A 13,685-nucleotide genomic window follows, 5' to 3' on the forward strand; every position below is an offset into this window, starting at 1 on the left:
GATACATGAAATGCAAAAGACGGGGCCTGGGCCCCCGACCGGAGATCCGATGACAAGACCCGATGCACAGCCTGTTGCAAGCCATTACATCGACGGTGGATATGTCGAGGATACGGCGGGCGCGCCCATTCCCGTCATTCATCCCGCGACTGGCGAGACGATCGCCACCGTCCACGCCGCGACGTCGGAAACGATCGACCGCGCGCTGGCGTCCGCCGCGCGGGCGCAGACGGAATGGGCGGCGAGGGACGGCGCGGACCGGGGCCGCATCCTGCGCCGGGCGGCCGAGATCATGCGGGCGCGGAACCGGGAGCTGTCGGTGCTGGAGACGCTCGACACCGGCAAGCCCCTGCAGGAGACGCTGGTGGCCGATGCCGCATCCGGTGCGGATGCGCTGGAGTATTTCGGCGGTCTGGCCGCCGATGTCACCGGCACGGCGATTCAGTTCGGCGGCGACTGGGCCTATACGATCCGCCGGGCATTGGGTGTCTGCGTGGGGCTGGGGGCTTGGAACTATCCGACCCAGATCGCCTGCTGGAAGGCCGCGCCGGCGCTCGCCACCGGCAACGCGATGGTGTTCAAGCCGTCCGAATCCACCCCGCTCTGCGCCCTCAAGGTAGCCGAGATACTGACTGAGGCCGGTCTGCCCGCGGGCCTGTTCAACGTGGTGCAGGGCGCCGGCGAGGTGGGTGCCGCCCTGACGACCGATCCGCGCGTGGCCAAGGTGTCGCTGACCGGCTCGGTGCCCGTAGGGCGCCGCGTCGCGGCGGCGGCCGCGGGGAACATGAAGCACGTCACCATGGAGTTGGGCGGCAAGTCCCCCATCCTGATCTTCGACGACGCCGATCTGGACGACGCCGTGTCGGCGGCGATCAACGGCAACTTCTATTCGTCGGGGCAGGTCTGTTCCAACGGCACGCGCGTCTTCGTGCAGGACGGCATCGCGGAACGGTTCCTCGCCCGGCTGAAATCGCGTCTGTCGAACGTCATCCCCGGCGATCCGCTGGACGAGGCGACGAACTTCGGCCCGATGACCACGCGGGCGCAGATGGACGTCGTGCTGCGCCATCTGGACCGCGCCCGCGCGGAAGGCGCGACCGTCGCCACGGGCGGCAACCGCATGGCGCGCGACGGCTTCTGGATGGAACCCACGGTGCTGACGGACCTGACGGACGACATGGCCTGCGTGCGCGAGGAGATCTTCGGGCCGGTCATGTCGGTCCTTACCTTCGCGGAGGAGGCCGAGGGCATCGCTCGTGCCAATGCGACCGAGTTCGGCCTGGCCGCCGGCGTCTTCACCCGCGACCTGGCCCGCGCGCACCGCGTGGCGCGCGCGATGCAGGCCGGCACCGTCTGGATCAACCAGTACAACCTGACGCCCGCCGGGATGCCCTTCGGCGGGTCGAAGGCGTCCGGCATCGGGCGCGAGAACGCACGGATGGCCATGGACCACTTCACCGAGGCCCAGACGATCTATGTCAGCATGGGCCGGGTCGAGGCGGCCTTCTGATGGCGGCGACCGTCGCGGACTATGTCGTCGTGGGGGCGGGAAGCGCGGGCTGCGCCATCGCCTATCGCCTGGCCGAGGCGGGGAAATCCGTCCTAGTGGTCGAATACGGCGGCAGCGATGCCGGACCGCTGATCCAGATGCCGGGGGCGCTGTCCTTTCCGATGAACATGCCGCGCTACGACTGGGGGTTCCGGTCCGAACCGGAGCCGCATCTGGGCGGCCGCATCCTCGCCACGCCGCGCGGCAAGGTGCTGGGCGGATCGAGCAGCATCAACGGCATGGTCTATGTCCGCGGCCACGCCCGCGACTTCGACCACTGGCGCGACGCGGGGGCGCGGGGCTGGGGCTTCGCGGAGGTCCTGCCCTATTTCAAGCGGATGGAGCATTGGCACGACGGCGGCCATGGCGGCGACCCGGACTGGCGGGGCGCCGACGGGCCGCTGCATGTGACGCGGGGCACGCGGCTGAACCCGCTCTATCATGCCTTCGTCGAGGCGGGCCGGCAGGCTGGGTATCCGGTGACGGACGACTACAACGGCCGCCAGCAGGAAGGCTTCGGCCCGATGGAGCAGACGGTCTGGCGGGGGCGCCGCTGGTCCGCCGCCAACGCCTACCTGCGTCCCGCCCGCGCCACAGGCCGCTGCACCGTGGTGCGCGGTCTCGCGGAGCGGATCGAGTTCACCGACAACCGCGCCACCGGCGTGCGCCTTGCGGACGGACGGCTGGTCGAGGCGCGGGCGGAGGTCGTGGTCGCGGCTGGCCCGATCAACTCGCCCCGTCTTCTGATGCTGTCGGGCATCGGCCCCGCCGCCCATCTGCGCGACCACGGCATCGCGGTGCGCGCCGACCGGGCGGGGGTGGGGCGGAACCTTCAGGACCATCTGGAGATCTACGTCCAGATGGCGGCGAGCCAGCCCATCACGCTGTTCCGCTACTGGACCCTGACCGGCAAGGCCTGGGTCGGGGCGCGCTGGCTGTTCACCCGGACGGGGCCGGGGGCCACGAACAATTTCGAGTCGGCGGCCTTCGTGCGGTCGGCGCCGGGGGTCGAATACCCCGACATCCAGTATCACTTCCTGCCGCTGGCCGTGCGCTACGACGGGCAGGCGGCGGCCGAGGGGCACGGGTTCCAGGCCCATGTCGGGCCCATGCGGTCGGCCAGCCGGGGGGACGTGACGCTTCGCTCCGCCGACCCGCGGGACGCCCCGCGCATCCGCTTCAACTACATGTCCGACCCGCAGGACTGGGCCGATTTCCGCACCTGCATCCGCCTCACGCGCGAGATCTTCGCCCAGGATGCCTTCGCCGCCTTCCGCCGGCACGAAATCCAGCCCGGCGAGGACGTGCGGACCGACGACGATCTGGACGCCGCGATCCGGGAGCATGCCGAATCGGCCTACCACCCCTGCGGCACCTGTCGCATGGGGGCCGTCGACGACCCGGGCGCCGTGGTCGACCCGGAGTGCCGCGTGATCGGGGTGACAGGGTTGCGCCTGGCCGACAGTTCGATCTTTCCGCGCATCACCAACGGAAACCTGAACGCGCCCACGATCATGGTGGGCGAAAAGGCGGCGGACCACATCCTGGGCCGCAGCCTGCCGCCGTCGGATGCGGAGCCGTGGGTCAACCCCGCCTGGCGGGTCGCGCAGCGCTAGCGCATCCGCACCGTGGCGCCGGGCATCAACTCGCACGGCAGGCGCGTCACCGCGTCGGGGTGCAACCCATTGAGCCGGGCCAGCAGCGTCTTGGCTCCGGTGACGCCGATCTGGCGCCGCGGCGTGCGGATCGTGGTGATCGGACGGGGCAGGACGGTCGTCAGGTCCAGCCCGTTGAACCCCACGATGCCGATATCGTCGGGCACCGACAGCCCGGCCTTCTGTGCGGCCATCATCCCGCCGAAGGCCATGTTGTCGGTCAGGAAGAACACCACGTCGGGCCGGTCGCGCAGGTCGAGCTGTCCGAACCCTCCGGCGCCTGCGACGAAACTGTTGCCGCCCGTGACCGACACCCGGCGCACCTCCCGCGCGCCCACGTCGCGGAAGGCGCGGACGAGGCCGCGGAACCGCTGGTCCGCGCGCAGGTCCAGCCCCGGCGGCGCGCCCACCCACGCGGGTCTGCGATAGCCGAGCGCTGCCACATGCCGCGCCAGCGTCAGCCCGGCGTCGAGATGGTCGATGCCCACGCAGATGTCGATCGGGTCGTCGGTGACGTCCCAGATCTCCAGCACCGGCAGGCGTTCGCGCAGCAGGCGGGCGCGGAGGGCCGGGTCATGCGTCGTGCCCGTCAGGATCAGCGCGGCGGGCCGCCAGGCCAGCGTCCGCTCCGCCCACTCGCGCTCGCGCGCGGGGTCGTAGTCGCTGGTGTCCATCACCGAGGAATAGCCCGCCCGGTCGAGCGTCCGCCGCATCCCCGACAGGACGTCGGCGAAGACGTCGTTGAGGAGCGTGGGCAGCGAGATCCCGATCAGGGTCGAATTGGTCACGGCCAGCGCGCGGGCGGCGGAGTTCGGGAAGTATCCCATCTCGCGCGCCAGACGCACGATGCGCTGCCGGGTGGCGTCCGACACGCCGTCGACGCCCCGGATCGACCGCGAGACGGTCATCAGCGACACGCCCGCCGCCCGCGCGACGTCGTTGATGCCGATGGTGTCGGTCGACCGGCCGCGCGGCATGTCTCTCCCAGCGTTAACGTTAACGTCGATCCCGAAGTTGCCATCTTCCCCTGCGGGCGTCCACCGGGAAGGATGGTGCATGCATCACGGGGGAGGTCCGGGTTGCCCCGCATCAGGTTCGACAGGGTCGAGAAGAGCTTCGGCAGGACGCTTGTCCTGCCGCCTCTCGACCTGACGCTGGAAGACGGGGAATTCACCGTCCTCGTCGGCCCTTCGGGTTGCGGCAAGTCCACGACGCTCCGCCTCGTCGCCGGGCTCGAGACGCTGTCGGGGGGCGAGATCTGGTTCGACGATCGCGCCATCGGCAAGCTGGAGCCGAAGGATCGGGACGTGGCGATGGTGTTCCAGGATTACGCGCTCTATCCCCATATGAATATCGCGCGGAACATGTCGTTCGCGCTGCGCCTGGCGAGGCAGCCCAAGGCGAGGATCGACTCCGAGGTCCGGCGCGTGGCCGAGATGCTCAACATCGCGCATCTTCTGGAGCGCAAGCCGGCGGAGCTGTCGGGCGGGCAGCGGCAGCGGGTGGCGATGGGGCGGGCGATGGTGCGCGATGCGGGCGTGTTCCTGTTCGACGAGCCTTTGTCGAACCTAGATGCCAAGCTGCGCGCCCGGATGCGGACCGAGCTGGCCGAGATGCGCGACACCATCGACAAGAACATGATCTACGTCACCCACGACCAGATCGAGGCGATGACCCTGGGCGACCGGATCGTCGTGATGAACGAGGGCACGATCCAGCAGCAAGGCACGGCGGAGGACTTGTTCGCGAACCCCGTCAACCGCTTCGTCGCGGGCTTCATCGGCAGCCCGGCGATGAACTTCCTGGACGGAGAGATCACGGGCGACCGGGTGGCGGGCGACGGCTTCGACCTGCTCCTGCCCGCCCCGCTCGCCCGCCGGGCCGAGGCCGCGGCCGGCCGCCGGGTCGAGGTGGGCATCCGCCCCTCGCACATCGTGCTCGACGGCGGGGCGCCCATCGACCTGCGGGTGGTGGTGTCCGAATACCTGGGCGCGCAATCGGTGCTGGTGACACGCTGCGGGGCGGCGGAAATGCGCGCCGAGATCGCCAGCGAGGACCGCATCCCGACAGGAGAGACGCGGCGTTTCGGCATACTGACCGACGACATCATGCTGTTCGACAGGGAGACCGGCGCGCGCCTCTGACGCCCTGCCGGGAACACAAGGGAGGAAAGACATGCGACACTGGAAACTGACCGGAGCGGCCATCGCGGTGGCCATCGCGGGCGCGGCGGGCGCCGACCCGTACGAGGAATATGCGGGCACGACGCTGGTGGTGAACTTTCCCGCCCATCCGCATTACGACGCGGCGATCCGCGTTCTCGACCAATTCACCGAGGAGACGGGGATCGAGGTCGAGGTGGACCAGCTCCAGTATCTCAAGATGCGCGAGCGCCAGACGCTGGAGCTGACGAAGGACGAAGGCGACTACGACCTGATCGCCTTCGTCGTCTTCTCGAAGGCCGACTACGTCTATGCCGACCAGTTGGAGAACCTGGCGCGGTATTTCATGAACCCGCGGCTGGCCGATCCCGGTTACGACCAGGCCGACCTGATCCCCGGCTATGTCGAGAACATCGGCGTGGCGGGTGGTGCCAAGGGATACCTGCCCGGCCAGCTCGGCAGCGCCTACGGCGTGCCCTTCGGGGCAGAGACGAGCATCCTCGCCTATCGCACGGACATCTTCGAACGCCACGGCCTGACCCCGCCGGACACCTACGAGGAGCTTCTGGACCTCGCCTGCCGGATCCCCGAACTGGAGCCCGGCGTCGGCGGCATGGCGTCGCGCGCGGCGTCGGGCCATCAGGCAAGCCACGCGTTCCTGCTGCACCTCGCCCCCCTGGGCGGCAAGGTCTTCGACGACGCCTGGGAGCCCGTGATCAACGACGAGGCGGGGGTCGCGGCGGCCAATGCGCTCAAGACCATCGTCGATTGCGGCCCCGAAGGCGGAACCACCTTCGGCCCGGCCGAGGCGGCGGCGGCCTTCAAGCAGGGGCAGGCGGCGATGTTCCTCGACTCGATCGCCTTTGCGGCCGGCTTCGAGGATCCGAGCGAGTCCACCGTCGCAGGCAAGGTGGGCTACGTCATGCATCCGATGGGCGAGCGTCGGGCCAGCCAGACCGGGGGATTCGGCCTCGCCATTCCGAAGAACGCGCCCAACAAGGAGGCCGCGTTCCTGCTGCTGCAATGGCTTACATCGAAGGAGGGCGACTTTGCGGTGGCGATGGAGGGCGGCAACCCCTCGCGCTTCTCGACCTATGCCGATCCGGAGCTGAATGCGAAGTATCCCTACTCCGAGACCTTCGGCGAGGCGCTCAAGTTCGCCGATCCTGACTGGCGCCCGATCATCCCCGTCTGGGGGTCGATCAACGCCGACATCGGCACCACCATGAGCCAGGTCCTGACCGAAGGGCTCGACCCGCAGGAGGCGCTCGACGGCGTGGCGGAGCGGACCCGCGACACGATGGAGGAAGCGGGATACTACACCTGGTCGCCCGCCGAATGACCCGACCGCCGGCCCCCGCCCGGGGCCGGCTCCACCCCTTTGGCCCGGAGCCCCGATGCTCGCCAACGCGAACAGACTGACGCCCTACCTGTTCCTCGCTCCGGCGGTGGCGGTGATGGCCGTCGCGCTGCTCTATCCGATCGGCTACATGATCTGGGCGTCGTTTCTCGACTGGAACCCCAGCCAGCGGATCGGCGAGGCCGATTTCGTGGGCCTTCGCAATTACGTCGATCTGCTGGGCGACGCAGCCTTCCGCGAGAGCTTCTGGGTAACGATCCGCTTCGCCGCCATCGTCGTGGCGTTCGAGATGGTGCTGGGCGTGGGGCTGGCACTGCTGCTCGATCGGGAACTCCGGGGCATGACCCTGCTCCGGACGGTGTTCATCCTGCCGATGATGATCGCACCCATCGTCGTGGGCCTGGTGTGGCGGTACATGTACCACCCCACCGTCGGCACGTTCAATCGCGTGCTGGACGATCTGGGCCTGCCGTCGGCGCCCTGGCTGTCGGACGGGGACTGGGCCTTCGCCTCGGTCGTGATCGCGGACGTCTGGCAGTGGACGCCCTTCATCTTCATCCTGTCGCTCGCCGCGCTGCAATCCCTGCCGCGCAGCGCGATCGAGGCGGCGCGCATCGACGGGGCGACCGGTTGGCAGATGATCCGGCACATCAAGATCCCCCTGATGATGCCGGTGCTGATCGTGACGGCGCTTTTGCGGATGATCGATGCCTTCAAGGTGCTGGAGGTCATCCTGGTGCTGACGAACGGGGGGCCGGGTCTTTCCACCGAGATTCTCGCCCTGCGGATCAGCCGCACCGCGTCCGAGTTCCGCGAGCTGGGCTATGCCGCGGCCATGTCGAACCTGCTGCTGATCCTGCTGCTGGTCCTGACGCTGGCCATGTTCGGCTATACCCGCCTGACCGAGGCGCGCACCGCCCGGCTGGCCCGCGCGCGGGAGATCGAGGTCGGATGAGCACCCCCGCCACCAGACGCCCCGGCCCCGCGTTCTACGCCCTGCTGTTCGCGCTGGCGTTCATGGCGCTGGGCCCGATCGTCCTGATGGTGTCCAACTCGCTCAAGCTGAACGTCGACATCACCTCGCCCACGGCAAGCCTTCTGTTCACGCCGACGATCCGGAACTACGAGACGGCGCTCTGCAACTTCCTGCCCTATGAGCCCGAGCATATAAGCCGCTGCGACAAGACCTTCGGGCGGGCGCTGGTCAACAGCCTCGTCATCTCGGTCGCGGCCACGGCGATCACGCTGATCCTCGGCTGCATGGCGGCCTATGCACTGGTGCGGTTCCGTTTCATGGGCCGGGGGGTCACGTCGCTCACGACGCTGCTGGTGCGGATGGTTCCGCCCGCCGTCCTGCTGGTCCCGGTCTTCGGGATCTGGACGTTCCAGTTCGGCATCGACGGCACGCTCTACGGGATCGTCCTCGTCTACGTGGCCATGAACCTGCCCTTCGTCATCTGGATCCTGCAGAGCTTCATCGTGCAGGTGCCGATCCAGTTGGAGGAAGCCGCGCGGATGGACGGCGCGGGGCCGTTCCGCACGTTCTTTCTGGTGGTCCTGCCGCTGATCCGACCGGGGCTTGCGGCGGCTGCGATCTTCACCTTCCGCATCGCCTGGAACGAGTTCCTGCTGGCCAACGCGCTGGCCGACCGATCGACCCGGACGGTGCCGGTGACCATCGTCAACTCGCTGACCGAATACGACATCGACTGGGGCGTCATCATGGCCACCGGCACCCTGCTGGCCATTCCGCCCATCCTGTTCACCCTGGTGGCGAGCCGTCAGATCATCACCGGGATGACCGCCGGTGCCGTCAAGGGCTGAGCCGATGGCCGACCCGACCCTCCTCGACTGGCTGCTGACCCCGATCGACGCGGGGCGGCCGCACGACCTCGGCTGGCATCTGAAGTATCACGGGCGCGTCATGGTGGTGGCCTGGGGGTTCCTCGTGCCCGCGGGCATCATCGCGGCACGGTTCTTCAAGGTCCTGCCGCGCCAGAGGTTCCCGGAGGAGGTCAACAACCTAGTCTGGTGGCGCAGCCATGTCGCGGCGCAGGTGGGCGCGCTGCTTCTGATGACGCTGGGCCTGTGGCTGGTGCTGATGCGGCCCGAGACGACGCGGTCGCTGACCGCCGCGATCTGGGTGCACCATGCCTTCGGATGGGGCGTTCTCTGGCTGGGGGTGATGCAGCTCGTCTCGGCGGGCTTGCGCGGCACCATGGGCGGGCCAACCGACCGGCGCCACGGCCTTCGGGGCGACCACTACGACATGACGCCCCGCAGGCTCGCATTCGAGGTACTGCACAAGACGGCGGGATACACGGCCCTCGGGCTGTCGATCCTCGCGGTGCTGACGGGGATGTGGCAGGCCAATGCGCCCATGTGGATGTGGATCGTCCTGCCCGGATGGTGGGCGGTGCTGGCGGTGCTGTTCATCCTGTTCCAGCGGCGGGGGATGGTGATCGACACCTATGTCGCGATCTGGGGCCCGGACGCCATGCATCCCGGGAACGCGCGGCGCGGGCGCGGGCCGGACGGCTGACGGCTTGCGCGCGGCGCGAAAGGGTGGTCCCATCCCGCGCACAGACCCCGGCACGGGGGTCGTTTCCATCAGGAGAGCCACGAGATGCTTCGCACCACTGCCCTTGTCACCATCGTATCCCTCGCCGCCGGCGCGGCCTCGGCCGAGACGCTGCGATGGGCCCGCGCGGGCGACGCGCTGACGCTGGATCCGCACGCCCAGAACGAAGGCCCGACGCATACCCTCAACCACCAGATCTATGAGCCACTGCTGATCCGCGACACCACCGGCGCCTTCGAGCCTGCCCTGGCGACCGAATGGTCGGTGAACGAGGACGACCCGAACATCTGGACGTTCAAGCTGCGCGAGGGGGTCAAGTTCCACGACGGCGCGGACCTCACCGCCGAGGATGTGGTCTTCAGCTTCAAGCGCGCGCAATCCGAAAACTCCGCCATGAAGGAGTTGTTGACCTCGATTGAGGACGTCCGCGCCGTGGACGACCTGACGGTGGAATTCGTAACCGACGGACCGAACCCGATCCTGCCCAACAACTTCACCAACCTGTTCGTCATGGACAAGGGCTGGGCCGAGGAGAACGACGTCACCGAGGTCCAGAACTTCGCCGACGGCCAGACGACCTTCGCCACCACCAATACCAACGGGACAGGCCCCTTCACCCTCACCTCGCGCGAGGCGGACGTGAGGACGGTGCTCGAGCAGAACCCCGACTACTGGGGCGCGGGCGAGTTTCCCATGGACGTCACCCGCATCGAGTTCACGCCCATCCAGAACGCGGCGACGCGCGTCGCGGCGCTCCTGTCGGGCGAGGTCGATTTCATCCAGGACGTGCCGGTGCAGGATCTGGGCCGCGTCGACGGCACGGGCGGACTCGTGGTCAAGGATACGCCGCAGAACCGGACCATCTTCCTCGGGATGAACATCGGCGCCGACGACCTGACCACCGACAGCGTCGACGGCGCGAACCCCCTGTCGGACGTGCGCGTCCGCCGGGCGATGGACATGGCCATCGACCGTGCCGCCATCCAGCAGGTCGTCATGCGCGGCCAATCGGCGCCCGCGGGCATGATCGCGCCCCCCTTCGTCAACGGCTGGACCGAGGAACTGGATCAGATCACCGAGGCCGACACCGAGGGTGCGAAGGCCCTGATGGAGGAAGCGGGTTACGGGGACGGCTTCACCCTGCAACTCGACTGCCCCAACGACCGCTACGTCAACGACGAAGCGATCTGCCAGGCGGTTGCGGGGATGCTGGGCCAGATCGGCATCAAGGTGAACCTGAACGCCCAGACCAAGGCGCTGCACTTCCCGCTGATCGAGAACGGCCGGACCGACTTCTACATGCTGGGTTGGGGCGTCCCGACCTATGACAGCGAGTATGTCTTCAACTTCCTCGTCCACACCAAGGAAGGCGACCGGGGATCTTGGAACCCCACCGGCTTCTCGGACCCGGAACTCGACGCCAAGATCGAGGCGCTGGCCTCGGAGGTCGACCTGGAGGCCCGCAACGCAGCCATCGACGAGATCTGGCAGCGCGTGCAGGAGGAACAGCTCTACCTGCCGCTCCATCACCAGGTCCTCAACTGGGGCATGACCGACGCCATCCAGACCGAGGTGGACCCGGAGGACCAGCCGAAGTTCAAGCATTTCACCATGAACTGAGCTGGACCCTTCCAGTGATCGCGGGGCCCTTCGGGGCCCCGTTTGCATGGGGTCAGATCAGTTGGGCCCGGATCGTCGCCTCCTGCCAGAGCGCGGCGAAACCGGGCGTCGGCGCCGTTCGTTTTCCGAGAACCAGCGGAATGTTCAGAAAGTGGTCCCGTTGGCCATCGGGGCGGCAGTCCGACAGATACCGCTCGGCCATGCCGGAGAACACGATGTCCGGCGAGGTCGCGGCCAGTATTTCGTCGTGGAAGAACCGCGTGCGACAGAAGATGATCCTGCGGTAAAGCGGCGCGAGGTAAGGCAACATCAACCGGAAGAACGAATCTCCGAAGATCAGGAGCGTCTTTTCGGTCAGTGCAGCGGCGTTCTTCTGGATAAGGAGCAACCCGTCGTTGCCGCTTTCGACCCCGTTGGTCTCCTGCACGATGTCGGGATCGGGATGGAAGCGCGGAACCGTCTCCGACCGGGGCGGAACGCAGGCCCGGCCGAGATCGCCGCTGTAGGGCCGTGCATCGCCCATTCCCGCCTCCAGCCGTGCGCCGACCGCATCGGCCACCTCGGGATGACAGGTTTCGGCCAGGCGTCTGGCGATGGCGAGGAACCCCGCGCTGGAATAATGCGTGTCGGTTTTCGTGAAACAGCGATCCTCGCCGTCCAGCAGATCGATGGGGTAGACGATCCTGGAGTCGGACCCATCCCCTGACGCATAATCCCGGAGGAATACCGACTCGATTTCGTCACCCATGACGAGGTGCTTTCGGAGCGCACGGCACTTCTCGGGAAATATCACCATCCTGAAGTCGATGCCGCGGGCCGCGCAAAGGGCCGCACGTCTTGAAAGGTTGTCGTAGAACGTCTCCCTCGACGCCCGGCTCGGTCCGGTCTTCCCGGTGAACAGGTCGAAGACGGAATGACGGCCGCCCCCGAGAAAGAGATAGCCGTTCTTTCCTTCATGCACGTGGGTCGGTACGTTCATTGTCATGCTCCCGCCGCAGCCTTCCGAACGGACGCCGCTGCCTTTTTGACGCCCGCATCGCCGGGCCGACCGTCCATTCGAACCGGGCGGATAGAGCGGCGCCCCGGAATTCGCAAGCGACGCGGTCGCTGCTTTCTTGTCATCAGACGCGGATGGCTCCGCGCCGCTTTCAGATCGGGACCGCCTGTGGCACCATCGGTCCGGCAACCATCCGGGGGACCGCCATGAAAACCGTCATCGCCGCCGTGCTGCTGGCCGCGGCCCTGCCAGCCGGGGCCGCCGAGCTTCGGTTCGCGACCACTGCCGACCCCAACACGCTCGACCCGCATGCGGGCAATTCGTCACCGGTGTTCAGCATGCTGGGCAACGTCTACGAGGGGCTGGTGCGGCGGGGGCGGGATATGTCCATCGAACCCGCGCTCGCCACCGCTTGGGAGCCGATCGGCGACGGAGAGGGCTGGCGGTTCACCCTGCGCGAGGGCGTGACGTTCCACGGCGGCGAGGCCTTCACCGCCGAGGACGTGCTGTTCAGCTATGAGCGCGCCTCCGCCCCCGAGGCCGACACCGCAAGCTGGTTCGCGGGCGTCGACCGGGTCAAGGTGGTGGACCCCCTGACGGTCGAGTTCCATACCGAACGCCCGAACCCCATCTTTCCCGACAGCATCGCCAACTGGATGATGATGGATGCGGGCTGGGCGGCCGAAAACGGCGCGGAACGGCCCGACATCGAACGGGGCAACTTCGCCACGCTCAATACCAACGGCACCGGTCCCTATCGCGTGACGGAACGGCAGCCCGGTCTCAGGACGGTGCTCGACTCCTTCGACGGCTGGTGGGGCGACGACCGCGGCAACGTGACCCGCGCCGTCCATACGCCGGTGCAGAACGCGGCGACGGCGGTCGCGGCGCTTCTGTCGGGCGAGCTGGACCTGATCGACCCTGTGCCCCTTCAGGACATAGACCGGCTGCGCGCGGCCGAGGGCGTGGACGTCATCCAGGGGATCGAGGCGCGCATCATCATGCTGGGCTTTCCCCACGATGCGGAGGGGCTGCTCGCCGGGGGCGAGGGCAACCCCTTCACCGACCCCCGCGTGCGCGCCGCCGTCGCCCACGCCATCGACGTGCCCGCCATCGTGCAGACGGTGATGCGCGGCGCGGCCGAGCCCGCGACGCAGCTGATCGGGGCGGGGCTGCGGGGATATTCCGAGGGCGTGACGGCCCCCGCCTACGACCCCGACCGCGCCCGCGCGCTTCTGGCGGAGGCGGGGCACCCGGACGGCTTCGCCTTCTCGCTGCGCTGTCCCAACGACCGCTATCTCAACGACGAGGCCGTCTGCACCGCGATCTCGACCATGCTGTCGCAGGTGGGGTTGCAGCCGGTGCTGGAGACGATGCCGGTCGCCAACTACTGGCCAGCGCTGCGCGCCGACGACCACGACATGTACCTTCTGGGCTGGTCGCCCGGCACCTTCGACGCCGAGCATCCCCTGCGGTTCCTCGCCGCCACGCCGGACGAGGCGCAGAAGCTCGGGTCGTGGAACTTCGGCGGCTATTCGGACGCGCGCGTCGACGAACTCCTGCCGCTGATCCAGTCGGAAATAGACGAACCCGCCCGTCAGGCGATGATCGACGAGGTGGTGCGGATCATGGCCGAGGACACCGCCTATGTGCCGCTCTACGTCGAGCCGCTGGTCTGGGGCCTGCGCGACGGGGTCGAGGTGGTGCAGCGGCCCGACAACTTCCTCAACCTGCGGTGGATCCGGATGCCCGGCTAGGACG

General features: G+C 68.2%; 11 protein-coding genes. 9 read left to right on the plus strand and 2 right to left on the minus strand.

Going from position 1 to position 13,685, the window contains the following annotated elements; all coding sequences use genetic code 11:
* Positions 1 to 49: 49 nt before the first annotated feature.
* Complete coding sequence (gene betB, locus JAN5088_RS09810; RefSeq protein WP_055682642.1) at positions 50 to 1,510, plus strand: betaine-aldehyde dehydrogenase; 1,461 nt, start codon at positions 50 to 52, stop codon at positions 1,508 to 1,510.
* Positions 1,510 to 3,165: a choline dehydrogenase gene (gene betA, locus JAN5088_RS09815; RefSeq protein ID WP_055682643.1), complete on the plus strand. Its 1,656-nt coding sequence runs from the start codon at positions 1,510 to 1,512 to the stop codon at positions 3,163 to 3,165. The genes betB and betA overlap by 1 nt, the downstream gene beginning before the upstream one ends.
* On the opposite strand, the gene JAN5088_RS09820 is transcribed toward betA, so the two are convergent.
* Positions 3,162 to 4,181: a LacI family DNA-binding transcriptional regulator gene (locus JAN5088_RS09820; protein WP_055682644.1), complete on the minus strand. Its 1,020-nt coding sequence runs from the start codon at positions 4,179 to 4,181 to the stop codon at positions 3,162 to 3,164. The two genes, betA and JAN5088_RS09820, sit on opposite strands and share 4 nt — an antisense overlap.
* 102 nt (positions 4,182 to 4,283) lie before the next feature.
* Between JAN5088_RS09820 and JAN5088_RS09825 the strand changes: the two genes are divergently transcribed.
* The 6 genes from JAN5088_RS09825 (at position 4,284) to JAN5088_RS09850 (ending at position 10,927) form a co-directional block, all read left to right on the plus strand.
* A complete protein-coding gene (locus JAN5088_RS09825) occupies positions 4,284 to 5,348 on the plus strand; it encodes an ABC transporter ATP-binding protein (RefSeq protein WP_055682645.1) in 1,065 nt (354 codons plus the stop codon).
* Between the two features lie 31 nt (positions 5,349 to 5,379).
* Entirely contained in the window at positions 5,380 to 6,708 is a 1,329-nt protein-coding gene (locus JAN5088_RS09830) for an extracellular solute-binding protein (RefSeq protein ID WP_055682646.1), read from the plus strand.
* Positions 6,709 to 6,763: 55 nt separating this feature from the next.
* A complete protein-coding gene (locus JAN5088_RS09835; RefSeq protein WP_055682647.1) occupies positions 6,764 to 7,681 on the plus strand; it encodes a carbohydrate ABC transporter permease in 918 nt (305 codons plus the stop codon).
* A complete protein-coding gene (locus JAN5088_RS09840) occupies positions 7,678 to 8,550 on the plus strand; it encodes a carbohydrate ABC transporter permease (protein WP_055682648.1) in 873 nt (290 codons plus the stop codon). The genes JAN5088_RS09835 and JAN5088_RS09840 overlap by 4 nt, the downstream gene beginning before the upstream one ends.
* 4 nt (positions 8,551 to 8,554) lie before the next feature.
* Positions 8,555 to 9,268: a cytochrome b561 domain-containing protein gene (locus JAN5088_RS09845; protein ID WP_055682649.1), complete on the plus strand. Its 714-nt coding sequence runs from the start codon at positions 8,555 to 8,557 to the stop codon at positions 9,266 to 9,268.
* Between the two features lie 84 nt (positions 9,269 to 9,352).
* Positions 9,353 to 10,927, plus strand: a complete 1,575-nt coding sequence (locus tag JAN5088_RS09850) for an ABC transporter substrate-binding protein (protein ID WP_055682650.1) — start codon at positions 9,353 to 9,355, stop codon at positions 10,925 to 10,927.
* A 52-nt stretch (positions 10,928 to 10,979) separates the two neighbouring features.
* Here JAN5088_RS09850 and JAN5088_RS09855 read toward each other — a convergent pair whose 3' ends face one another.
* Positions 10,980 to 11,906, minus strand: a complete 927-nt coding sequence (locus JAN5088_RS09855) for an alginate O-acetyltransferase AlgX-related protein (RefSeq protein WP_055682651.1) — start codon at positions 11,904 to 11,906, stop codon at positions 10,980 to 10,982.
* 224 nt (positions 11,907 to 12,130) lie between these two features.
* On the opposite strand from JAN5088_RS09855, the gene JAN5088_RS09860 reads away from it, so the two are divergent.
* Complete coding sequence (locus JAN5088_RS09860) at positions 12,131 to 13,681, plus strand: ABC transporter substrate-binding protein (protein ID WP_055683310.1); 1,551 nt, start codon at positions 12,131 to 12,133, stop codon at positions 13,679 to 13,681.
* Positions 13,682 to 13,685: the final 4 nt, after the last annotated feature.

It is taken from the genome of Jannaschia rubra (assembly GCF_001403735.1).
Classification (GTDB): Bacteria; Pseudomonadota; Alphaproteobacteria; order Rhodobacterales; family Rhodobacteraceae; genus Jannaschia; species Jannaschia rubra.

What these genes read in the sequence shown, in the direction of transcription:
- betB (WP_055682642.1), top strand. Translation starts at nt 50, where the DNA reads ATGACAAGACCCGATGCACAGCCTGTTGCAAGCCATTACATCGACGGT.
- betA (WP_055682643.1), top strand. Translation starts at nt 1,510, where the DNA reads ATGGCGGCGACCGTCGCGGACTATGTCGTCGTGGGGGCGGGAAGCGCG.
- JAN5088_RS09820 (WP_055682644.1), bottom strand. Translation starts at nt 4,181, where the DNA reads ATGCCGCGCGGCCGGTCGACCGACACCATCGGCATCAACGACGTCGCG.
- JAN5088_RS09830 (WP_055682646.1), top strand. Translation starts at nt 5,380, where the DNA reads ATGCGACACTGGAAACTGACCGGAGCGGCCATCGCGGTGGCCATCGCG.
- JAN5088_RS09835 (WP_055682647.1), top strand. Translation starts at nt 6,764, where the DNA reads ATGCTCGCCAACGCGAACAGACTGACGCCCTACCTGTTCCTCGCTCCG.
- JAN5088_RS09840 (WP_055682648.1), top strand. Translation starts at nt 7,678, where the DNA reads ATGAGCACCCCCGCCACCAGACGCCCCGGCCCCGCGTTCTACGCCCTG.
- JAN5088_RS09845 (WP_055682649.1), top strand. Translation starts at nt 8,555, where the DNA reads ATGGCCGACCCGACCCTCCTCGACTGGCTGCTGACCCCGATCGACGCG.
- JAN5088_RS09850 (WP_055682650.1), top strand. Translation starts at nt 9,353, where the DNA reads ATGCTTCGCACCACTGCCCTTGTCACCATCGTATCCCTCGCCGCCGGC.
- JAN5088_RS09855 (WP_055682651.1), bottom strand. Translation starts at nt 11,906, where the DNA reads ATGAACGTACCGACCCACGTGCATGAAGGAAAGAACGGCTATCTCTTT.
- JAN5088_RS09860 (WP_055683310.1), top strand. Translation starts at nt 12,131, where the DNA reads ATGAAAACCGTCATCGCCGCCGTGCTGCTGGCCGCGGCCCTGCCAGCC.